This window comes from Psychrobacter aquimaris (genome assembly GCF_016107525.1).
Lineage (GTDB): Bacteria > Pseudomonadota > Gammaproteobacteria > Pseudomonadales > Moraxellaceae > Psychrobacter > Psychrobacter aquimaris.
The window spans coordinates 1-22,848 of sequence record NZ_JABASR010000015.1 but is presented as its reverse complement, the minus strand read 5'-3'; the positions used below and the strand labels follow the sequence as shown (position 1 = coordinate 22,848).

The 22,848-nt window shown below is 44.4% G+C and carries 17 protein-coding genes; 13 read left to right on the top strand and 4 right to left on the bottom strand.

The annotated features are described in order from the left end of the window. The first annotated feature begins 80 nt into the window (after positions 1-80). Both map and glnD read left to right on the top strand, forming a co-directional pair. Positions 81-872 (top strand): type I methionyl aminopeptidase, encoded by a 792-nt coding sequence (map, locus tag JFC10_RS12595; protein ID WP_372815769.1) that lies wholly within the window; start codon positions 81-83, stop codon positions 870-872. A gap of 116 nt (positions 873-988) precedes the next feature. Then, positions 989-3,754: a [protein-PII] uridylyltransferase gene (glnD, locus tag JFC10_RS12590; RefSeq protein WP_198333149.1), complete on the top strand. Its 2,766-nt coding sequence runs from the start codon at positions 989-991 to the stop codon at positions 3,752-3,754. A gap of 151 nt (positions 3,755-3,905) precedes the next feature. Here the strand turns inward: glnD and JFC10_RS12585 are convergent, their stop codons facing one another. After that, positions 3,906-4,577 (bottom strand): hypothetical protein, encoded by a 672-nt coding sequence (locus JFC10_RS12585; protein WP_198333148.1) that lies wholly within the window; start codon positions 4,575-4,577, stop codon positions 3,906-3,908. A 258-nt stretch (positions 4,578-4,835) separates the two neighbouring features. Here JFC10_RS12585 and dapC point away from each other — a divergent pair, with 258 nt between their 5' ends. From dapC to JFC10_RS12545, 8 genes are all read left to right on the top strand, one after another. Further along, positions 4,836-6,104, top strand: a complete 1,269-nt coding sequence (gene dapC / locus JFC10_RS12580; protein WP_198333146.1) for a succinyldiaminopimelate transaminase — start codon at positions 4,836-4,838, stop codon at positions 6,102-6,104. A 158-nt stretch (positions 6,105-6,262) separates the two neighbouring features. Further along, the gene (locus JFC10_RS12575; protein WP_198333144.1) at positions 6,263-8,203 is read left to right on the top strand and encodes a DUF294 nucleotidyltransferase-like domain-containing protein; all 1,941 of its coding nucleotides are present in this window, start codon (positions 6,263-6,265) and stop codon (positions 8,201-8,203) included. Positions 8,204-8,237: 34 nt separating this feature from the next. Next, positions 8,238-8,843 (top strand): 3'-5' exonuclease, encoded by a 606-nt coding sequence (locus JFC10_RS12570; protein ID WP_198333136.1) that lies wholly within the window; start codon positions 8,238-8,240, stop codon positions 8,841-8,843. Positions 8,844-8,962: 119 nt separating this feature from the next. Next, positions 8,963-10,987, top strand: coding sequence for a D-alanyl-D-alanine carboxypeptidase/D-alanyl-D-alanine endopeptidase (dacB, locus tag JFC10_RS12565; protein WP_227685794.1), 2,025 nt, complete (start codon positions 8,963-8,965; stop codon positions 10,985-10,987). A 43-nt stretch (positions 10,988-11,030) separates the two neighbouring features. After that, positions 11,031-11,546 carry an ABZJ_00895 family protein gene (locus JFC10_RS12560; RefSeq protein WP_087814035.1) on the top strand — a complete coding sequence of 172 codons (516 nt, stop codon included), beginning with the start codon at positions 11,031-11,033 and terminating at the stop codon, positions 11,544-11,546. A 138-nt stretch (positions 11,547-11,684) separates the two neighbouring features. Beyond that, positions 11,685-12,233: a DUF421 domain-containing protein gene (locus tag JFC10_RS12555; protein ID WP_087814034.1), complete on the top strand. Its 549-nt coding sequence runs from the start codon at positions 11,685-11,687 to the stop codon at positions 12,231-12,233. A gap of 214 nt (positions 12,234-12,447) precedes the next feature. Further along, positions 12,448-12,936 (top strand): 23S rRNA (pseudouridine(1915)-N(3))-methyltransferase RlmH, encoded by a 489-nt coding sequence (rlmH, locus tag JFC10_RS12550; protein WP_198333133.1) that lies wholly within the window; start codon positions 12,448-12,450, stop codon positions 12,934-12,936. A gap of 127 nt (positions 12,937-13,063) precedes the next feature. Further along, entirely contained in the window at positions 13,064-13,957 is an 894-nt protein-coding gene (locus JFC10_RS12545; protein ID WP_198333131.1) for a DODA-type extradiol aromatic ring-opening family dioxygenase, read from the top strand. Positions 13,958-14,090: 133 nt separating this feature from the next. Here JFC10_RS12545 and JFC10_RS12540 read toward each other — a convergent pair whose 3' ends face one another. Then, positions 14,091-15,584, bottom strand: coding sequence for an amidase (locus JFC10_RS12540; protein ID WP_198333129.1), 1,494 nt, complete (start codon positions 15,582-15,584; stop codon positions 14,091-14,093). 220 nt (positions 15,585-15,804) lie between these two features. Beyond that, positions 15,805-19,203, bottom strand: a complete 3,399-nt coding sequence (locus JFC10_RS15095; protein ID WP_198333128.1) for a DNA translocase FtsK 4TM domain-containing protein — start codon at positions 19,201-19,203, stop codon at positions 15,805-15,807. Positions 19,204-19,772: 569 nt separating this feature from the next. On the opposite strand from JFC10_RS15095, the gene trxB reads away from it, so the two are divergent. From trxB to JFC10_RS12520, 3 genes are read left to right on the top strand one after another with little or no spacing between them, the layout of a single operon-like run. Next, positions 19,773-20,795: a thioredoxin-disulfide reductase gene (gene trxB, locus JFC10_RS12530; protein ID WP_198333123.1), complete on the top strand. Its 1,023-nt coding sequence runs from the start codon at positions 19,773-19,775 to the stop codon at positions 20,793-20,795. Continuing rightward, positions 20,796-21,590: a leucyl/phenylalanyl-tRNA--protein transferase gene (gene aat, locus JFC10_RS12525; protein WP_198333122.1), complete on the top strand. Its 795-nt coding sequence runs from the start codon at positions 20,796-20,798 to the stop codon at positions 21,588-21,590. Positions 21,591-21,641: 51 nt separating this feature from the next. Further along, positions 21,642-22,031 (top strand): MerR family transcriptional regulator, encoded by a 390-nt coding sequence (locus tag JFC10_RS12520; protein ID WP_198333121.1) that lies wholly within the window; start codon positions 21,642-21,644, stop codon positions 22,029-22,031. A 117-nt stretch (positions 22,032-22,148) separates the two neighbouring features. On the opposite strand, the gene rimI is transcribed toward JFC10_RS12520, so the two are convergent. Next, positions 22,149-22,637, bottom strand: coding sequence for a ribosomal protein S18-alanine N-acetyltransferase (gene rimI, locus JFC10_RS12515; protein WP_227698053.1), 489 nt, complete (start codon positions 22,635-22,637; stop codon positions 22,149-22,151). Positions 22,638-22,848 lie beyond the last annotated feature (211 nt).

The following is a 22,848-nucleotide window of genomic DNA, read 5'->3' as shown; positions in this document are numbered from 1 at the left end:
ATCACTTAACGTAAAACAGCGACGTCTTCATTTATGTTATAATTCAAGCCATTAACTCCATAACTATAAGTAATATAATGATGACTAAAAAATCCCTTATCCAGTCCCCAGAAGCCATAGAAAAAATGCGCGTAGCCGGTAAACTTGCCAGTGATGTCCTTGTCATGCTCGATGAGCACGTTCGAGTTGGCATCAGTACCGAGGCACTTAACCAAATCGCCCATGACTATATCGTTAATGTGCAACAAGCTATTCCTGCACCGCTCAACTACAATGGCTTCCCAAAATCAATTTGTACCTCGATTAACCATGTGGTTTGTCACGGTATTCCAGCCGAAAACAAGCTACTCAAAGATGGTGACATCATCAATATCGATGTGACTGTGATAAAAGATGGCTACTATGGCGATACCTCAAAGATGTGGATCGTTGGTAACGGCTCTATCATGGCGCAGCGTATCTGCAAAGTGGCACAGGATGCCTTATATGCTGGCATGAGTGTCGTCAAAAACGGTGCGCGTCTAGGCGACGTTGGTGCTGCGATTCAAGCAGTGGTCGAACCTGAACGCTTTAGTATCGTTCGTGAGTTCTGTGGTCACGGCATTAGTAATGAGTTCCATCACGAGCCGCAAGTCATGCATTATGGCAAAAAAGGCACGGGCTTTGAGCTAAAAACAGGCATGACCTTTACCATCGAGCCGATGATTAACCAAGGTACATGGCAAACCAAGATCTTGCCTGACGAATGGACAGCAATTACTAAAGACCGCAAGCTATCTGCGCAGTGGGAGCACACTATGGTCGTGACAGATAATGGCTGTGAGGTATTTACCACGCGCCCTGAAGAAGATTTAAGTTTTTTGACCCAGTAATATCAAAAAAGATCGCCTAGGCGGTCTTTTTTTTGGACTATAATTAAATATAGTAAATGCTGCCTACATTTTTAGTTTTAACGATCTACTTTTAAATTCTTAACTGGATAACACTCATGTTTAATTGTGATGTCGCTTCTATCGATCTGACACCTTTACCTCTACTATCAAATGATATAGCGACAAATGCGTCACTACTAGCAGATACCCCTGTCACTGAAAAGTCGCTACTGGGTATTCCTCAATGGTTGACTCAAATTAATCACGATATTAACCGTGCACTTGAACGCGGTACCAATATTCGTCAATTGGTCGCGGCACGCTCTGGGGCTATCGACGAATTGCTGATTGCCTTGTTCAATTGGTTTGAGCTGGATAAAACAGATTTGGCATTGTTCGCGACTGGCGGGTATGGTCGCGGCGAGCTGTCGCTTTATTCAGATATCGACATTTTATTGCTCTCCCCTGATGAGATTGGTGATGATGCCAGTGGCAAAATAGATCGGTTGGTGGCGCTATTGTGGGATATAGGGCTGGAGCCTGCTCTCTCGGTACGTAGTGTCAATGATGCTTTAGAGGCGGCGCTTGATCACACCATTGCCAGTGCCCAGCTAGAAGCTCGGCTACTGACTGGCAATGAGGCTTTACAGGATGTGCCCGTTCAAATTGTCAATAAACAATGGTCGCCACGTGAGTTTTTTGAAGTAAAAATCGCAGAAGCTAAAGCGCGACATCTACAGCACAATGCCACAGAGTACAACCTTGAGCCCAATATAAAAACCGCCCCTGGTGGTCTGCGCGACATTCACATCATCGGCTGGGTGACCAAACGTTATTTTCGAGTGGGTAAGCTCTATGACTTAGTACAACAAAACTTTTTGACTGAAAAAGAATTTGATGAACTGAATTTTGCAGAAGGCTATTTATGGCAAATACGTCATTACCTGCATGTTTTGACTGGTCGCAACGAAAACAAGCTGCTGTTTGATTATCAGCGTGAGATTGCCCAGTTGATGGGTTATGAGACGCAGCCAGACGATCAACCAAATGCCGCGGTCGAGCGTTTTATGCGCGACTATTATCGCTGTGCCATGCAGATATCGACGCTGTCTGAGATGTTGACCAATCACTATTACGAGACGATTATAGAGCCACAGTTACCTGATGATGAGCGTCCGAAAAAGCAGCCAATCAATGCCCGCTTTAACCAAATCGGTGATCAAATAGCCATGGCGCATCATCGGGTTTTTGCTCAGCATCCTGACTCTATCTTAGAGATGTTTTTACTAATGGGTCAGTACGGTATCAAAAACGTGCGCACTCATACGTTGCGTGCGCTAAAAATCGCCGCGCGTGGCATCGATCAAGTCTACCGTGATAACCCCACTCACCAAGCGCTCTTTTTAGCTAATTTAAAAGAGCAGAATTATCTGTTTCATCGCCTGCGTGCCATGAATCGCTACGGCGTTTTAGGCAGTTATATTCCTGCTTTCGCCCAAGTAACTGGTCTCATGCAATATGATTTATTTCACCGTTATACCGTTGATGCGCACACCTTATTTTTAATTCGAATTTTGCATCGCTTCACTGACCCACGTTTCTATGAAGATTTCCCATTGGTCAGCTCTATCTTTCAACGTATCGAGCGCAAAGAAATCTTGGTACTGGCAGCCATGTTCCATGATATTGCCAAAGGTCGCGGTGGCAACCATAGTGAGCTTGGTCAAACCGAGTCGTTTGATTTTTGTTTGGCACATGGCATGAGTGTGGCAGATGCCAAATTGGTTGGTTGGCTCACTCGCTATCATTTATTAATGTCGATGACTGCTCAGAAAAAGGACATCTCAGATCCAGAGGTGGTCACTATTTTTGCCAACTTAGTCGGTAATGTCACCCACCTCAATCATTTATACGTGCTCACCGTTGCGGATATGAATGCGACCAATCCACAGTTGTGGAACAGCTGGCGTGCCACATTGATGAAACAGTTATACTCACAAACTCGGCGCATTCTGCGCGCTGATATCGATGCACCCACTAACCGCCAAGATATGATCAGTGCCACCCGCACCCAAGCCTTAGTGATGCTCGATAATGTCAACAATCAACACATGAATCGCGATGAGGTCTTGAGGCTATGGGATGATTTGGGTGATGAATATTTCTTGAGAGAGATTCCTGAAGATATCTTATGGCATACCGAAGCCATTTTGAACCATCCGCCGATTGGTCTTGCCTCTAATGCGGATAGCCCGCCATTGGTGGTACTGCGTGAGCATCGCGAGCTGGCACTCGATGCGGTACAGGTCTTTGTTTACACCCAAGATCAGACGAATCTATTTGCCGTTACCATGGCCGTATTCGATCAGATGAACTTGGATGTTTTAGATGCCCGCATCATTACTGCTACCCGCGATTTTGCTTTAGACTCTTATGTACTGCTCGATCCTAGTGGTACACTATTGGTGGATGAGGACAGTCAACAAGAGCTGAAACAGCGCCTAATTAATGCCTTTAAAGATCCCACGGTACTGAAGCTTACCAATAAGCGTATGCCGCGTCAGCTCAGACATTTTGAAGTGACCACAGTGATTAATTTTGAGTTTAATGAGGCGTCCGATCAGCATATTATGAGCTTAGAGACCCTTGATCAGCCAGGGCTACTGGCACGCGTAGGGCAGGTATTTTTGCAGGAGAAAATTGAGGTGCATGCGGCGCGTATCACCACTTTGGGCGAACGCGCAGAAGATATGTTTTATATCAGCGATCAAAATGATGAACCGCTATCTGCTGCTAGACTTGACGCATTACAATCCGCCTTGATGACCAGTCTCAGTGTACAAAGAGAGCAGCCTGCTGCTGCTTACAGAAAATGTGATTGAACAAATGGGTTTGAAAAGATAGGTCTAAGATAAATATTCAGCGTGTATCATCAATTCATTGATAGTTCTGTGTTTGTAACGAATCATAGACCCATCAATGTATCGATGGCACGCTTTGTATTTTTTAACTCTTTAATATCGAAAGCACCTTTCATAAGGTGCTTTTATATATCATTTCGCTAGCGTGCTCATTGAGCTCATCATCCGCAAGATCTGGTGGCAAAATTTTTGCATCCACCTGCTGATAGCCTAGCATTAGACGCCCAGCATCGACTTCTTTTTGGAGCAAACACTGTAAACTGGCTAAATGAAAATGCCCATCAAGATACTCATATAAATATCTCAAAGAAATAGGCGACTTGGCATGTACATCTGGATAAAGGCTGTCTTCTGCCAAAACAATCATTTCATTGAACGTCTCTTCTCGCATCAACTCATCTTTATCGATTTTGCGTTGCAAACTATTTGCCATTCGACCTTTAGCTGCGAACATGGCCATAAAAATCGCGGTTTGCAAGACGAATAGAGCAATATATTGCCATAATGGCAGTAAAATACCGAGCAGATTGCTAAGCACCATCAGCACCATCGCCACGATCACATAACTGACTAACTGCCACAGTAACCACATCATCAAGCTGTTTTCACCGTACCAAAACATTTTTCGTTCTTTATGACTGATTAGTTGCTGGCGTGCTTGCCACCAGCTTTGCTCTCGCTGCTTTAATAGCTCGTACAATTTAGTACGCTGTCGCGTATCAACAGAGTTTTCATATTGAATATCTGTCGCGTTAAGATCATTAGCTTTTGAGATACTAGGCATATCAAATTATCCTTACCACACTCTATTATTAAGGCTGACAGCAGTTTTTTGTATTATTATAAGTTATCAATCGGCACGCTTTTCTTAGGATTTTTAAATCTGTGGCTGCTTCAATAATTACCTTAATTTGCCATTACGGCTAAGCCGTTTTGGCAGTAAGAGAAGAAAAAGACAAAAAACAAGAGAAGTGCTACACTGTTTGAATGTAATTTTTCTTTATAACTTTATTATTAATTGTCTATTATAGTTACCCTACCTATGAATCACAACTTAACGTACCTGCATCCTTACCCTTTCGCAAAGATGGCAACATTGCTTGCTAACAGTGTCCCAGCCCATGACTACAGTGAAATCAAGCTCGGTATTGGTGAACCAAAACATGAGCCACCAGCGTTTGTACTGGACGTACTACGTGAAAATTTGGACAAAATAAGTCGTTATCCAACGACTAATGGTATGTTTGAGCTGCGTCAAACTATCGCGCATTGGCTAGAAAAGCGCTTCTTTTTGCACCATGTCGATGCCAATACGCAAGTATTGCCAGTAATGGGCACACGCGAAGCGATTTTTAGTCTGGTACAAGCAGTTGTTGATCATAAGATGAGCGATACAGAAAGTAGCCCGCTGTCTGTTTCTGACCCGCTATCTAGTGTTTCTCCTATGCCAGCTCCTACGACTGCTCCTACAATAGTCATGCCCAACCCTTTTTACCAAATATACGAGGGTGCAGCGATACTGGCGCAAGCCGAACCTTACTTTGTGCCTTGCACACTGGACGATGATTTTAAAGGCAACTATCGCGCCGTACCAAAAGACGTTTGGATGCGCACACAGCTATTGTTTGTTTGTAGTCCGAACAATCCAACAGGCTCGGTCATGACCATGGAGGATTGGGAATATCTCATTCGCCTGTCAGATCAGTACGATTTTATTATCGCCAGTGACGAGTGTTATAGCGAGCTGTATTTTGATACAGCTCCCATTGGCTTATTACAAGCCTGCGCTGCCCTCGGTCGACATGATTTCAAAAACTGCATTGTCTTTCACTCTTTATCTAAGCGTTCAAACTTGCCTGGTTTGCGCTCGGGGTTTGTGGCAGGTGATGCCAATATTTTGCAAGCTTATCTGCAATATCGTACTTATCAAGGCTGTGCGATGCCGATACCACATCAACTCGCCTCGATCGCTGCATGGCAAGATGAAAAGCATGTGGCACACAATCGCGCTCTGTATCAAGAAAAGTTTGCCTTGTGGATGTCTGAGCTTGGTGAGTTATTAGACTTGCGCATGCCTGATGCTGGATTTTACTTTTGGGTGAAAGTCCCTGAGCCGTTCGATGGTGATGATGAGCGGTTTGTCAAAGCACTGTACGAGCAAGCCAATATTCACGCATTAGCAGGGCGCTATCTGTCACGTGACATTGATCGCAAAAACCCTGGGCAAGGTTACGTACGCATTGCGCTAGTCGCTAGTGTTGATGAGAGCCGTGAAGCAATAAGCCGTATTCGGAAATTACTAGGCGCATAAGCAGTCGCTTTATACGCAAAAACTTCCAAAAAAACAGCAGCCTCTAATAGCCACAATATTACTGTGGTTATTAGAGGCTTTTTGCTTTAATAATGCTATAGTAAAGTGTCTTTTATCATCAATTATCTTTTACTCAATATGCCATCAAGGATGATGCCATGCCCCATCTTGATTTTACCCAGCCGCCCTTTGACGTATTGAGTCTGGCTGAACGCCAAAGCATCAGAAAAAATACTCAAATCCGTTACCTTGCCAAAAATGAGAATCTTACTGCCGAAGAGTTGCAATATCTGTATGTGGTCATTAAAGGGCAGATTGAGCAATTGCTTGATGGTGAGTTTGTCGCCACCTACTTGGGTAGTAACCACTCCGACCATCTCAATAGTAACGACTGGTTCGACAGCCGTCGTCTGCCTGAATCATTAACTGAAAACAGCCCTAATACTGAAGCGCTGCAGACCTATCAGTTTCGAGCTGCTGAGGATACCTTGCTACTCCAAGTCGCTGGTAGCGCAGTCGATAAAATCAGCGCCCAAAATCACCTCGTGCGCCAAATGCTGTCAGACAAATTGCCCGAACGGCTAAAAGCATTACAGCAACGCCGCAATAATAACTCCATAGTCTCTGCCAGCTACAACGACCAACAAGAAGTGCAGCAAATCATGTTGCAGCCCGTCATTGACGTCAATCTATTGCCAGTCCATATCGTCGATGCCAATAACAGCTTGTACGAAGCCGCTGCTATCATGACGAAAGCGGGGCTAAAACATGTACTGGTGCAACCATCAGGCCACTTAAAAAACGTTGGAGATGGGCGATATGGTACCGATCATCTATTGGGTATTTTAACCGATACCGATATTTGCCGCGCCGTGAGTGACCAGCAAGATCCAGCCACTACTCCCTGCCAGCGCTATGCTAATTTCAATTTGCGTACCATCAAAGCCAGTGATGAGATTGGCGATGCACTATTGACCATGACCCGCTATCGCATTCATCGGCTACCAGTGATGGATCAAAACGGTGATGTTGTTGGTATACTGGGACAAAGCGATATGCTTGCGCATATTGGTCATCATTCACAGCTCATAAGTATCCAAATCGAGCAAGCAAAAGACTTATCGAGCTTAGATACCGCCGTCGAGCTTATCGGTCGTTACATTCGTGCCCAACATCAAAACGGCGTCAAAACCGGTAACATCAGCCGCATGGTACAGACCTTGAATGCACAGGTATTTACCAAGCTCTGGCAACTTATCGTGCCTGATGAGGTCATGACAAATACCTGCCTGATCGTGATGGGCTCCGAGGGGCGCGGTGAGCAAATCATGCGTACTGACCAAGACAATGCACTCATCTTACGTGATGGCTATACTCACCCTGATCTGGCGCAATTTGCGGATACTTTTAATCACCATTTAGCAGACCTCGGTTATCCACTGTGTGAGGGTAATATCATGATGACCAATCCTATGTGGCGACAGCCGCTCAAACAGTTTAACGCCCAGATTGGCTTATGGTTTAGAAATACGGATCCCATGCATGGTATTTATTTGTCCGCCATACTTGATGGCGAATACGTCTGCGGAGATGAGTCATTATTAACTCAGGTGCGCCAACATTTAAAGGTTGCCCACAGGCAGTCAGACCTCATGTTTGTACGCCAGTTTGCACGTGCCGCGCTACAGTTCGGTGATGTCAATCAGTGGTGGCAAAAATTCGTGCCTTTGCTCGGTGGCAAACCCGTGTCAGAAGACATTGATCTAAAGAAAGCCGGTATCTTTCCACTGGTTCATGGTATTCGCACCTTGGCGTTAGAAAACGATATCTTAGAGCTGCCCAGTAGTAAAAATCGTCTTAAAGCTTTGGTACAAGCTCGCGCCTTGACCCAAGAGCGCGCAGATACTTTATTAGAAGCCTTGGAATTTTTTATGGCACAGCGCCTATCCGTCGCCCTATCAACCGATGATAAACATGCACGGCAAGTCAACCCAATGACCTTGACCGCACTTGAGCGTGACTTATTAAAAGAGTGTTTGGCTGTCGTCAAAAGCTTTAAAAATCAGCTACGTCAGCATTATCAGCTAGAGCTCGCATAAGTACAACAATCGCATAAATGGATGAGCGACAAATATGAGTTGGCTAACACAGTTATCCTGCGCTTGGCAAAAAACGCAGCTACAGCGTCCAGAATTGGCATCGATGTTTACCAAGCCTTTGGCTAAGCAGTGGGTAGCGATTGACTGTGAAATGACGGGACTCAATCCAAAAAATCACCATTTATTGTCTGTCGCCGCGATTCATATTAATGGCAATACAATCGATACGGGTAATGGCATGCATATCGTATGCAGACCACCTGTGATGCCAGACCGTGACACCATTGTGATTCATGGCCTGCGTACTGCCGACGTTGAGCATGGTATGAGCTACGATGAGATGCTGGCGCTACTGTTGCCATTTATAGGCAATCGGCCGATTGTGGGGTTTTGTACAAGTTTAGATACAGCGTTTTTAAACCCTATGGTCAAACGCTATATGGGCACAGCGCTGCCCAACGAAATCATAGATTTGCGCCATTTATATAGTCGGCGCAGGAGTGGTCAAACCCAAGGCCTCTCTAGTCAAGCGCAGCATCTAACCAATATTTTAGCGCATTATAATATACCCGAGCTAGGCGCCCATGATGCTTATAACGATGCGATCATGACTGCCATGGCATTTTTACATGTACGCTAGCGTGCGTCCGTAGTTTGAAAGTTCAGATAAAAACAGGTTTTCAACCACACCTACCATCTACGCGAAAACGGCAACTCATGTTACCATAGACTGTTTTTGCTAACTGATGAAAGATGCTCATGCGACCCACCTCCAAACTCCGTCACTCCTCTGCTCTTACTGCCAAGTTATCCCCTTTTTTTCGTTATCTGCGACCGTCGAAGCCGCCTACTAAATACGTACCTATCATGGCGTTATTAGCAACGGCGACAGTATTGCCAATCCATGCGCAAGCAGTACTACCAAAAGCTATCGAAGCAGCATTATCACGAGCCGATTTAACAGAAGCTGATATTAGTATTATCGTCACACCAGTTGGTGATAAAAACGCCAGTCGCCTGCCCGCTCCCATTCAGGTCATTGATAGCAGCATCTCGGAACCCTCATCTAACCCCGCTCTTCAGCCAAAACCGACTGCCAATATAACTGCTGATATAACAGGCAATCCTCCAAAAGCCACGCAAAATAATAATGACAAAACCCAAAATAACCATTTGCGCCAACAAAGTACGCTGATTACTATTGAGCAGCGTACCATTGAAAAGCATGAGAAAAAACTGCATGCTTACACCGATGATCCTTACACTTATCAAAGCTTAGAAAGCATCCCAACGATATTGGGTGATAAGGCAAAAATAGCTGTCATTAACGACAACAACGCCAGTAACAGTAACAGTAACAATAAAACTGGTGACATCAATACTGATAATACCTCCATAAAAATTTCATTTTCACCACTACTGAACCATCAATCTGATGTCGCTCGCACGCCTGCCAGCACCATGAAACTCGTTCCCAGCTTTATTGCGTTAGATACCCTAGGCGCTGATTTTGTCTGGCATACCCGTGTCTATCATACAGGCCTTGTCATCGGTGACCGTCTCCATGGCGATTTGATTATTCAAGGCAGCGGCGATCCAAAAATGACCCACGAGCGTTTAAAACAGCTCCTTTATAAAGTACAGACGTCCGGTATCCGTCATATCGACGGTGATATTCTCATTGACAGTGGCGTCTTTAAAAATGTCAGTAAAGACCCTGCTGCCTTTGATAACTCGCCACTGCGTCCTTATAACGCTAGCCCTGATGGTTTTTTGGTGAATTTTAGTACCATCGGTATCAAAAGCTATCCATTAAACGATGACCAAGCAAATCTGACTTATACACCGCTATTAGCAAACTATGATTTGCCCAGCATAATAAATACGCGTTCGGCGGCCTGTGGACAAGCGCGTTATAGTCTCGCACCCGAGTGGCAAACAAAACAATTAGTATTAAATACTCATTTGCCAAACAGCTGCCAAGAGCATGCTTTTTATGTGGCTTATCCTGACGCCAAAGATTTTGCAGCACGCGTTATTGCCGCAAAATGGCAAGAGCTAGGCAATACGCTGAGTGGTGATGTCATCACTCAAGAAACACCTTATACTACAACAAAAAGTGCCAAATCAATGCATGGTCTGGCAGCACTACCTATCTCACCGCTGCCTATTGTCAGCTACCCATCATTAAATTTGACTCAGCAGATTTACGATATCAATCATTTCTCAAACAATGTGATGACTGAGCAAGTGGCACTATCGATTGGTGTTTATGACAAACTTGATAATAAAACGGTCGATAAAGCTATTAATAATTCATATAGCTTGTATCAATTTGGCAAGCCGACTACAACGGGCTATCCTGTAGCATTGCAGACTATTAATCAATGGTGGCAGACCAATCTAAGCACACCGCCGCCCCATTTAACCAATGGTTCAGGACTCTGCCGCGACTGTACCATAACAGCCGCCAACTTAAGCGAGCTTCTAACTTATGCTTATAGCCATCCAAGTTTTAACGCTTACGTCAACTCGTTAGGTATCGCTGGCGTTAGTGGCACCATTACCGCTCACAGTGAACGCCTACCAGAATCAGCAGCCATTGGTCGTGCGTGGATAAAAACGGGTACCTTAAACAATGTCACCTCGATGGCAGGCTATGTCAAAGGATTGTCGGGACAGGATTATGTCGTGGTTGGACTCATCAATAGTGAGCACGCGCATAATGCTTATACGGCCAGACCCGTGCTAGATGCGATGCTTGATTGGACGGCGCAGCATTAAGTGTTTTTTACATCCTACTTTTCACCTTTATAAAGGTTCGCTTATGTCACGCAAGACAACCAATCTCAATAAACTCAAGACTCATTCAAGTGGCGAGCCGCTGCCGAAAAACCATGAGTCAGCGCAACCTAAATTGGCACAATATGTAGGATATTTCGCGATTGGCTATACGCTTGCCAGCGCAATATTTATGATGATTCAAACCAAGCTTGCTTTGAACTCGCAACTGGTAACGGTGTTATCTATCATTATCGGAGCTTATATCGCGGTTCATAAATTTGTCAAACATCAGCAGCGCGCATTGAATAGCAGTGAGATCAATCGCTTAATGTTTGGCGGCGTCGCTGTGGTCTGGCTACTGACTGTCATTTATTTCTTAGCCATATGGTTTTGGTTGTTTGATGCGGTAAATCGTGAAGTCTTACTGGAGATGGCCATTCAGCAGCCATTACCATTGCTCTCATCGCTGGTGATGATATTGGTGCTGACATTGGTCAGTGCTCGCATCAGTCTTTGGGCGATTAATCGCCTGCTTGATCCTAAGCGCAAAATTATGTGAGCCATGATAGCCTCAACCAAACCTCTACAAGGTGCTACAAATTTTTCTCCCTACTGATGCATAAAATCCGTTAGGCTAACTTGAGTGAGTAATATTTTGGGTGACTAGCGGTTTTATATTTTAATAGGAGCATTCATCATGGAGCTGATTTTTTTTGACAATATAGACAAGCTTGGACGCATCGTTTTGACGACTGTTATGGTTTACGTGTTAGTCGTGCTGGCGACCAAAGTCTCAGGTAAACGCTCTACCTCACAGCTCAATAACTTTGATTGGATCGTCACCGTCATGATCGGTTCACTTGGTGCCAGTACTATTTTGCTTAAAGACCTTCCCTTTGTCGAAGGAGTTTCATCGATTTTAGTGCTTTATCTATTGCAGTTTTTGGTCACCAAATATGCCTCTATCTCACCGCAATTTAGCAGTTTTATTTTATCAGAGCCACGTATTGTTTTTTATCAAGGGCAGTTTTTACCAGATGCGATGCGCGCTGAGCGGCTAACTCGTCAAGAGATTGAATGTGCGATGCGCTCTGAAGGAGTGAATAGTTTCGATGATGTTGAAGCCATCGTTTTTGAATCTGATGCTAAGCTTACTATTATTCCAAGACCTAACCCGACTGATGCTGGCGATAATGACGAAAATACAGAAGATAGTGTCTCGCAAACCATACAGCCTTTGATGTAAGACCGATATAATATAAATGGCGAGCCATACATGTATGAATATCAAACTAACTATGATGAGAATTTGGTAAATAAAACTTGGACAAAGAACCAGTGTTTATCAAAAAATAGTAAAGCATAAAAAAGCGTCCTAAGAGTCTTGTTTGTTACGTTCACTTGACTATAGAATTTTTTTGTTACATTTTACTAATGACTGAAATTGAAATGGTACTGCTATGAAAGTAAGGATTTTAACCGTCGGTAATAAAATGCCTAAATGGGTACAGACGGGGTTCGATGAGTATTTTAAGCGTATCCAGCCTATGCTTAGCACAGAAATCGTGGAAATTGCTGCCGCAAAGCGAGCAAAAAACCCTTCTGATGCCAATTTGGCACAGTATCGTGAGCAAGAAGGACAGGCAATATTGGCCGCTCATAATGCCTCAGGGCGTGAGCAACTATGGGTATTGGATGTCAAAGGTAAAATGATTTCGACAGAAGGGCTGGCTGAAAAATTAGCTGATGGCATGCAGCAAGGCGATGATATTGCACTAGTGATCGGCGGTGCGGACGGCGTATCACCAGAAGTATTAGCCAAAGCCGATGTAAAATTATCACTATCAGCGCTGACATTACCGCATCCGTTGGTACGTGTTGTGCTCATGGAGCAGTTGTATCGCGCGATGAGTATCAATAACAACCATCCTTATCATCGTGGCAATTAAGCAGTCATTAAACACTGCTATACTCTGTGTTAATATTTTTTACCAATATTCTGTGCTGATAGTTTATGGGCACAATATCAATGATAGAAAGGATTGAAAAACTACTGAGCGCCCTAATAAACGCTACATGAAATATCCAAAACGCGCGACACCTAACGCCTCTCATTCACTCCATCAGTCTGATGATTCGTACACTCATTCGCCAACGCCTATTACGGCGACTGGCGTTTGGACAGATGCACCTGCTTTAGGGTCGAATTTGGCTAAGCTACCAGCATTGTTTATCTCGCATGGCGCACCCACACTTGCCATTGAGCAATCAGCCACGACCAGTGCACTGGCACGTATTGGGCAAAACTTACCCAAGCCACGTGCCATCCTGATTATGTCAGCGCATTGGCAATCCGCCAAACTCGAGATGAGCAGTAATCCGCAACCCAAGACTTGGCACGACTTTTCAGGTTTTCCGCCTGAGCTATATGAGCTTCAATACCCTGCAGCTGGTCAGCCAGCGCTTGCTGAATCACTTGCCCAGCAGCTCACTGCACGCGGTATTACTTGTAGTGTCAATCCAGTGCGGGCTTGCGATCATGGGGTATGGGCGCCGCTCAGACATCTCTATCCAGAAGCAGATGTGCCTATCGTACAAGTATCATTGCCGCAGCATTATGACAGTATCGCCTGTTATCAATTGGGTGCGCAGCTAGCACGCCTACGTGAGGAGCAAATACTCATCATTGGCTCAGGTAACATTACCCATAATCTGCAAGCATTACGCTGGCAAGCAGATAGTGTTGACCAAACTGCTAAAGCATTTAAGCAATGGCTGCTACAACAGCTCAAAATAGACATTCCTAGTGCTTTAGACTGGCAGCAATATCCTGACTATAAAGACATTCATCCGAGTGACGAGCATCTGTTGCCATTGTTTTTTGCCTTAGGTACAGGTCAGCGTGTCTCAGTTGTTCATCAAAGCATGGCGCATCATAGCTTAGGCATGGATATTTATCGATTTGATTAAGTAATATCAGTTTCAAAAAACATGAATAGCTTGATATATGAGAGTCCTACTAAAGTAAACATTGCACGCGCTTTCTTTGCTATTCACAATTTTGGCAATGGTGTAAGTAATAATTAATCGATAGAATGCAAACCTACTTCTCAAAGGCGGCATTGGTAAACAACCCTGCTCGCTCCATCTCACCTGCCACACTGAATAATGTCGCTTCATCATTCATGCGCCCAATCAGCTGCATCCCAATTGGCAAACCTTTTTTACTCATACCGACTGGCACCGACATCGCTGGCAATCCTGTAATATTACCCAGTAGCGTAAAGGCCATTTTGCCCAGTACAGGCTGACTAAGCTTTTCGATCATGCCCGAACTAAAGGCATACTTACCCATATCGATGCCCTTATTGAGCACTCCTGCGCTACGCATCAGCATCTCATCCATACGGCTTGGTGGCAGTACACCATGCTTAACCGCAGGTGTCGGCACGGTCGGGCACAAAATCATGTCATAGGTTTCTAATAACAGTCCCGTTTGATACTGACTGTTATGCCAACCGTGTTTGGCATGAACCAAGTCCACTGCTGATAATGAGCGACCCAGCAATGCCATATTATAGGTTTGCGGCTCTAGGTTTTTGATATGTTCTGCCCCAAAATCACGCTCGATATTATCAATGGTAAAAGCGGTATGAGTGCAGACCACAACCATAAAGTCATGCCAAAACTGCTCGATATTGATATTCGGCTCGGCGGGTATGACACGATGACCCATGGCTTCTAGCTGCTTAGCAGTTTGCTCTAATACAGCCAGCACCTCTTTATCCACCACAGTATTGGCAATCAATGGCTGTTGTTGTAAGGCAATGGTTAATTGCCTTGGTGCACGCATCGCTGCTTGCAGAAACGTGCCGTCTGGCGGCGCAATGACATAAGGCGCACCAATCTCCGCACCACTCGTGGCATCGAGCATCGCGGCACTGTCACGTACCGAGCGCGTAATCACATGATCGGCAACTGCCCCATCCCACCCTTCACCAAGGTTAGGACCTAATGGATTACGGCCACGGCTTGGCTTCAAGCCAAACGCACCGCACCAAGCAGCCGGAAACCGTATCGAGCCGCCGCCATCACCAGCGCCGGCCATTGGTACAATACCACTCGCCACTGCTGCTGCACTACCACCCGATGAGCCACCAGAACTGTAGCCTTTTTTAAAAGGGTTATGAGTAGCACCATGGGCTTTTGGTTCGGTGGTAATAATTAAACCAAATTCTGGCGTATTGGTTTTGCCAAAAGTATTCACACCTGTGGCTTTCATACGCTTGACGATTTCACTGTCGCTTTCAGAGATGATATTAACACTACGACTGCCCATCGTGACTGGCTCACCGGCAAAGCTAAATGACAAATCTTTGAGCAAATAAGGCACACCATTAAATATACCTGAGGGTAATCCCGCCTGTGCAGCATGATAAGCCCGCTCATCGAAACGATGGATGATGGCGTTTAATTTGGGATTGAGTGTATTGGCTTGATAGACGGCAGCATCTAATAACTCTTTAGCGCTGACTTCACCTGAATTGACCAATGCCGCCAATGCTATGGCATCATATTGGGTATATTCTTTAAACATAACCTGCATCCTTGCTGAGTAATGAACCTAAGACTTCTGAAAATTGAGTGATATTTATGCTATCAACAAGGGTCAGTTTAGTATAAAAAACCACTGCTGATAATTGATAAAAAAACTGATTGGTCACTCCGACATGAGCATTATCATATTTTTTCGAATAAAAAAGACGAGCCACTTTCGTCACTCGTCTTTTTTATTAATCAATCAGATTGATTGACAATTACATTAACAACTCACGCTTACCGCTTTTGCCCATTGAGCTGACCAATCCCGCATCCTCCATAGAATCTACAATACGTGCGGCACGGTTATAGCCGATGCTAAATTTACGCTGGATACTAGAGGCAGAAACTTTTCGCGTCTCCATAATAAAGGCCACGGCATCGTTATAAAGGTCGTCGTCCTCACCAGATGCGTTAGCCGTACTACCACTGCCGCCCGGACTAGACAATTCAAAATTGCCTGCCATGTTGTCAATATAATCAGGCGCACCGCGTTCGCGCCACGCGTCACAGACACGGTTAACTTCTTCATCGCTGACATAGGCACCATGCACACGATCTGGCTCAATTTGCCCAGGCCCTAAGAATAACATATCACCGTTACCCAACATGTCTTCAGCACCACCACTATCCAAAATCGTCCGCGAATCTACTTTTGAGTTCACCCTCAGCGCTGCACGTACTGGAATATTGGCTTTAATCAAACCAGTAATCACATCGACCGATGGACGCTGGGTAGCAAGCATTAAATGAATCCCTGCAGCACGTGATTTTTGTGCCAAGCGCGTGATAAGCTCTTCCGCTTGTTTGCCGACCTGCATAATCATATCAGCAAACTCATCGGCGACAATGACAATCATCGGTAAAGTTTTTAGTTTCGGTGCTTGGCTGATACTCACGCTGTCATTAGGTCGCCACAAAGGATCAAGCATCGGATTGCCCGATTTTTCAGCAGCAATGACCTTTTTATTAAACTCATTAAGCTTACGCACTTTCAGCAAACTCATCAGCTGATAACGGCGCTCCATCTCTGCCACGCACCATGACAAAGCACTGGCCGCTTCGGTCATATCGGTAACGACTGGTGTTAATAGATGCGGAATATCATTATAGTTGGCAAGCTCAAGCTGCTTTGGATCAATCAAAATCAGACGCAGCTCATTTGGCGTATATTTGAGTAGCATCGATAGTAGCATGGAGTTGACCAATACCGATTTTCCCGAACCTGTAGTACCAGCAACCAACATATGCGGTGCGCGGGCAAGATCAGTAATAATGGCATTACCACCGATATCCTTACCCATCGCCATGCTGATTTGGGCTTTGGGATCTTGGAATTTTTCGGTATTCAATAGCTCAATCAAGCGTACCATTTCGCGCTGCTTATTAGGCACTTCAATACCGATATACGGCTTACCCGGAATCACTTCGACCACACGCAAAGACGCCATGGATAACGAGCGCGCCAAATCGCGTGAAATACCCGTAACCTTACTGGCTTTTACTCCAGCAGCAAGCTCCACTTCAAAGCGGGTGACGACTGGCCCTGGGATAGCATTGACCACAGCCGCCTTTACATTGAATTCTTGTAATTTAATCTCTAATAATTCTGATAATTGCTCAAGCTCGGCGATGGTGTAACTGGGCTTACGATCAGGGTCTGGCTTATCTAGAATAGAAATCTCTGGAATAGGCGTTAGGCTACTGCGATAGGCAGCCGTTTGCATCGAGCGTGATTTTTGACTGAACGCGGCATCATCACTAATATCTGGCATAACGGGCGCATTATCATCCTCAGCGCTATCATCCTCTGGCATCATGTCAGTGATATGGTTGCTACTATCGCCATCAGGTACTGCAAAACTTACCGTTGGTTTAGCGGCGGGCGCAGGTGCACTATTAGTTGGTGCAGCACCAGTTGTCGTCGAGACACTACTTTCTATCGTAGGCGCTAATTTAGGATTAGACGGTGGCGTATTAGTTGGCGTCATATCAGCGACTTTCGTGACTGGGGCAACCACGTCGACTGTTTTTGCGGCACTAGCTTCATTAGATATAGAAGAGAGTTCGGAATCGTCTGACGGTTCAGGCTCTTCATCAACCCATCTATCAATAAGGCCATTGATTGCGCTATTAGATGAGTCTGTCGCAGGCGCTGTGGCTGCTGCTTGTCTGGGCAGCTTAGCCATATTGGCTGCTTGCACTGATTTTGCAGGTTGCCCTATTTCTGCAGGCTGTATAGCCGTAGATTTTGAGACATCAGCATGCTCTGCCAACCATGCATCGGCCAATATATCAACGGCCTCCACTTTATCCTCTAACTCAAACGATTTAGACTCATTACCCGTTTCGTCAGCCGTCTCACCGTATACCAGCTCATCCATTGATGGCTGAGCTGTTGACGGCAAGCTCCCTGTTGATTGAGCTTCGGACATCTCTACGGTTGATATCGTTGTGGATTCTGGTGCTGCTGTCTCCAACAACCCAGTATTGTTATCAGAAGATACAGAAGTAGTAGAAGCTGAATCAGCAGTGTTCATGTTATTAGCGTCATAAGCCATTTGCTCGCTGGCTAATAAGTCATCGACAGTATTGGCATCATTCCAAGCAAAGCTTGGCTCGACTTTGCGGATAGCAGCCATGGCAGGGCTTGTCGTCGTCGATGTATTTATCTTACTTTCTAGATTTTCAACAGTACTGCTAGGTGTCTCTACGGAGACAGGTACATGCTCATTATTCTCATGACTAGATTTAACAGCTGAATTAGGCATCGCCGCTTGTGTTGCGGCGACCACAGAGGCTTTAACGCTCTCAGCCAGTCCCGACGTTGCCAAGAACTCTGACAACACATTGCTGAACCGACCGCTGTTGTCCACGGCTCGAGCACTGCTAGCAACTTGCAACTCAAGTGGCAACTGCTCGTAATCGGCTGCGTCTTTTTTCGCATTACTTTTGGCTATATTTTCATCATTTTGCTTGGCATTAATATTTTCTGGCGTGGTTGACACGCTATCATGCATTCTACCTTTACGCTTCACACCTGAGCCAAGCCATGATAGCGCCTTAATCTTCTCATAAATCGCCAGCCAGTGAATATTAAAGGCAAAGGTCGCAGTAATAATGACGAATGCTGTCAAGAAAATCACACTCCCCCACTGCGATAAAAGCTGTGCCAAGCGCGCCTGTAATTCAAGCCCAATAATGCCACCAGCCACACCTTCTAGCCCTATCGTTCCTGGATTGGTCAATTGCTGCACTACAGCCACCAATTGCGCAAATAAAGCACTGGCACTTAATAATAAAAACACATAAGCGACCACACGCATCAGCCAAAACGTTGGCTTGTTGTCCCACCAAATAAGGATAGACTCATAAACCACAAACGCCAGCAGCCACCATGCTCCAAAACCAAAGAAGCTATAAAGCAAGTCAGATAACCAAGCACCCGATTCGCCGCCTACATTATTAATCGTGGTCATATCGCTACTGATATGCGACCAACTAGGGTCATTACTGGTATACGTCATCAAAATAACAAATAGATAGACGGCCAGTATTAACCCAAGGAGGGTAAATATTCCCTTTTTTAAATACTCAATAAGCGGTGCTGATATCACGTAAGATCTGCCTTGTTATTAATACTAAATGGTCGCCAATGCATGACTAAGCCTAATCATGCTGACATAAAGCGCTGATAAAGGGTTGGATATAAAGTGCTGATACAAACGCACTTAGCAAAGTGTGCAGCAAGTATTGTCTATTATAAAAGCGATATACAATAGCCTTCTTTTTGCCTTTAGCACACTTGGCATAACTTCTTATAATAACAAATACATAGGGATAGTGGCGACCGTCTTACAAAGAAAGCGTGCAATAAAATAAGTCTGTGTACGGTTTAGGCAAAAATCCATGTCACTCGCAAAATATAACGAACAAAGCAAGGGCTGTTATGTTAGATAAGCCCTATAAAATACCAGCAGTTTCTAACCATAATATTTCAAGAAAAATATACTTTGATTGTAATCATACCTGTGTTTGTTTTAGCAAACTTGTACTTTTCGTCCAATGCCCTTATGTTATTATCACGCAGCGATTAGAAAACCCCATTAGCATCAATTTTGAAGACTGTTTTTTATTATATTGCTCACTCATATTTTTAACATTTATATTTAGCAAGGAATAACTCATGGCAACTGACAATACCGCTCCACGTCACGAAAAACTCATTATTTTAGGCTCAGGCCCTGCTGGCTACTCTGCTGCAGTCTATGCCGCACGTGCCAACCTCAAGCCTGTCATGGTCACTGGTATGGAAGTAGGTGGACAATTAACGACCACCACTGAAGTCGATAACTGGCCAGGTGATGCTCATGACTTAACGGGCCCTGCATTAATGGATCGTATGAAAGCCCATGCTGAACGCTTTGGTACCGAATTGGTCTATGATCACATCAATGAAGTCAATTTAAACGTGCGCCCTTTTGAGCTGACGGGTAATAACGGCAGCTATACCTGTGATGCGCTTATCATATCAACAGGTGCCTCAGCGCAGTATTTAGGTTTAGAGTCAGAAACCAAATTCCGTGGTTTGGGCGTGTCGGCTTGTGCGACTTGTGATGGTTTCTTTTATAAAGATCAAAAAGTTGCCGTCATCGGTGGTGGTAATACTGCCGTTGAAGAAGCACTATATTTATCTAACATTGCTGCTGAAGTGACCTTGGTGCATCGCCGTGACAGCTTACGCTCTGAAAAAATCCTCCAAGATAAATTGTTTGAAAAAGCCAAAAACGGTAATATTAAAATCGAGTGGAATCACAAAGTTAAAGAAGTCGTCGGTGATGACATGGGCGTTAATGGCGTGATCATCGAATCTATGATTGATGGTAGCACCAAGCAATTAGATGTGTTCGGTATGTTTGTGGCGATTGGTCATAAACCAAATACGGACTTATTTAAAGGTCAGCTAGATATGAAAGACGGCTATCTTATTGTCAAAAGCGGATTAGAGGGCAATGCCACACAAACCAGTATCGAAGGCGTATTTGCCGCGGGTGATGTCGCCGATCATGTCTATCGTCAAGCGATTACATCTGCTGGTACGGGCTGTATGGCCGCGCTTGATGCTGAAAAATACTTGGATACTATTGGTGAAGCAACAGCGACTGACCATACTTATGCGTCAACATTGACTGCTGATAAAGAAGCCTAAATGGGTAATTTCTCTCAATACAACGATAAGAACATCACGCCTGAGACCTTAAAAAGTCTTGGGCGTTATGACTTTCCTAATCCTATCTCTGTCGATCCTGATGGTATTGGTATCGTCGCCATCGGGGGAGACTTGGCACCTGAAACACTCCTTTCTGCTTACGCGCAGGGTTTGTTTCCTTGGTTTAATGAGAATGAGCCTATCGCTTGGTGGTGTCCTGAACCGCGCTGTGTGATGGTGCCAACAGACTATCAGCCAAGCAAGTCCCTGCGTAAGCAAGCAATCCGCGAGCGTTGGCAACTGACACTCAATCAAGCATTTGCTGACGTCATACATGCCTGTAGTTTGCCACGCAGTGATGGATTGCCTGAAGGTGAGCACACTTGGATTCATGATGAAATGATTGAGGCCTACACCAAACTACATGCTCAAGGCTTTGCTCATAGCATTGAAGTTTGGGATGATAAAGGACGATTAATCGGCGGGCTTTATGGATTAAAAATAGGTAGCATTTACTTTGGCGAATCGATGTTTCACCGCGCTTCCAATGCATCAAAGCTGGCTTTTTGGGGGCTGATGCGCTTATGTGAACAAAGCCATGTGGCGCTGGTCGACTGTCAATTACCAAACGATCATCTGATGAGCTTAGGTGCAACTACATTACCACGCGTGGAGTTTCTCACTCGGTTAGATTCATTAATAGCTGGCGATGCCATCACATGGCAAAGTGACTCTCACAAACCGGTACCAGTATCACTACTTGGTAACGTAGAACCTTGGCAGCTCAAGTTATGATGAGCATTATGGCTACTAACAAGCATTTACCTACAGACCTATGAGACCATTATGGCATCCGACAAATCATTCTTATTAATTGGAACTCTCGCGACTAAAGCCAATACCACCAAAGATACCGTTCGTCATTATGACCAACTGGGCTTGCTAAAATCTCGTAAACGTCAAGCAGGATCACGCCTATATTCCGAATTTCATCCAGAGTGTGTAGAACGTATTGAGCTGATTAAAAGTGCACAGACAGTGGGTTTCACACTTAACGAAATCAAAGATGGTTTCGATGATTACTATAATGGAAAAATAGGGCTCGATGAACAGTTAAGCTTCACTCAGAAGAAGTTAGAGCAAGTTTTAAAACAGCAAGCCAATACTAGCATTATGATTGAACTATTGAGCGAACGAATTGCGGAGCTTGAAAGTATGCAAGCAAGCAATGACTAAAATCTATATATTGAAATCTATAAAAAAGCATCATAAAGTTCATCAAATGTTTTCTATTCATCTATCATTGTGATAAAGCCGTTTTACGGCATTGAGTACCATTAATTATAAATACGTTTAATTATAAATGCGTTGCATGATTAAGGCATCGACTGCTGGTTGATGGGGAGTTTGGTAATACCCTTTACGCTTATGAATCAGAGCAAATTCTTGCTGCTCATATAAGGCTATCGCAGGCGCATTATCTGCACGGACTTCTAATAAAAGGCTCTCTACCTGACGAGTTTTCAATTCCGTATTTAATCTAGCAAAAATTTGTGAGGCGATACCTTGGCGTTGATAATCAGGATGAGTGCCAATACGCAAAATCTCTGCTTGTTCAAAAATCACTTGATATAGACAGTAGCCAATTACGTTACTCTTTTTATTTTGCGCTGGTGCATAAACTATCAACAGATTAATACTGTCTTGCTCAAGCAGTTCAAGCAAAGTCTGATAGTTCCAAGCATCTTGCGGCTGGACTATGGCTTCGATACCCTCTACTGCTTGCAGCACTTGTTCAAAATCTGAGATATGGGTTGTTAGACTTTCTATCACCACCATCATTTATCCTTTTATTATTATTTATACACATCCAAATACAATAGCACTTACTTTATCTCAAATATTTATCATTATGATATTGATTATGCAACTACCTGTTTTGCGCCCAAAAAAAAGCCACCCTATAACAGGATGGCTTTTTCATGACTAACTCATAAGCTCATTACTGAGACTTATGGATTAGTTCAATACGTTAGCAACAACACCAGCGCCT

Coding starts and splice junctions, on each gene's coding strand:
- dapC (WP_198333146.1), top strand. CDS start 4,836: ATGAATCACAACTTAACGTACCTGCATCCTTACCCTTTCGCAAAGATG.
- rlmH (WP_198333133.1), top strand. CDS start 12,448: ATGAAAGTAAGGATTTTAACCGTCGGTAATAAAATGCCTAAATGGGTA.
- JFC10_RS12540 (WP_198333129.1), bottom strand. CDS start 15,584: ATGTTTAAAGAATATACCCAATATGATGCCATAGCATTGGCGGCATTG.
- JFC10_RS12575 (WP_198333144.1), top strand. CDS start 6,263: ATGCCCCATCTTGATTTTACCCAGCCGCCCTTTGACGTATTGAGTCTG.
- glnD (WP_198333149.1), top strand. CDS start 989: ATGTTTAATTGTGATGTCGCTTCTATCGATCTGACACCTTTACCTCTA.
- JFC10_RS12560 (WP_087814035.1), top strand. CDS start 11,031: ATGTCACGCAAGACAACCAATCTCAATAAACTCAAGACTCATTCAAGT.
- JFC10_RS12520 (WP_198333121.1), top strand. CDS start 21,642: ATGGCATCCGACAAATCATTCTTATTAATTGGAACTCTCGCGACTAAA.
- JFC10_RS12555 (WP_087814034.1), top strand. CDS start 11,685: ATGGAGCTGATTTTTTTTGACAATATAGACAAGCTTGGACGCATCGTT.
- dacB (WP_227685794.1), top strand. CDS start 8,963: ATGCGACCCACCTCCAAACTCCGTCACTCCTCTGCTCTTACTGCCAAG.
- map (WP_372815769.1), top strand. CDS start 81: ATGACTAAAAAATCCCTTATCCAGTCCCCAGAAGCCATAGAAAAAATG.
- JFC10_RS12545 (WP_198333131.1), top strand. CDS start 13,064: ATGAAATATCCAAAACGCGCGACACCTAACGCCTCTCATTCACTCCAT.
- aat (WP_198333122.1), top strand. CDS start 20,796: ATGGGTAATTTCTCTCAATACAACGATAAGAACATCACGCCTGAGACC.
- JFC10_RS12570 (WP_198333136.1), top strand. CDS start 8,238: ATGAGTTGGCTAACACAGTTATCCTGCGCTTGGCAAAAAACGCAGCTA.
- rimI (WP_227698053.1), bottom strand. CDS start 22,637: ATGATGGTGGTGATAGAAAGTCTAACAACCCATATCTCAGATTTTGAA.
- JFC10_RS12585 (WP_198333148.1), bottom strand. CDS start 4,577: ATGCCTAGTATCTCAAAAGCTAATGATCTTAACGCGACAGATATTCAA.
- trxB (WP_198333123.1), top strand. CDS start 19,773: ATGGCAACTGACAATACCGCTCCACGTCACGAAAAACTCATTATTTTA.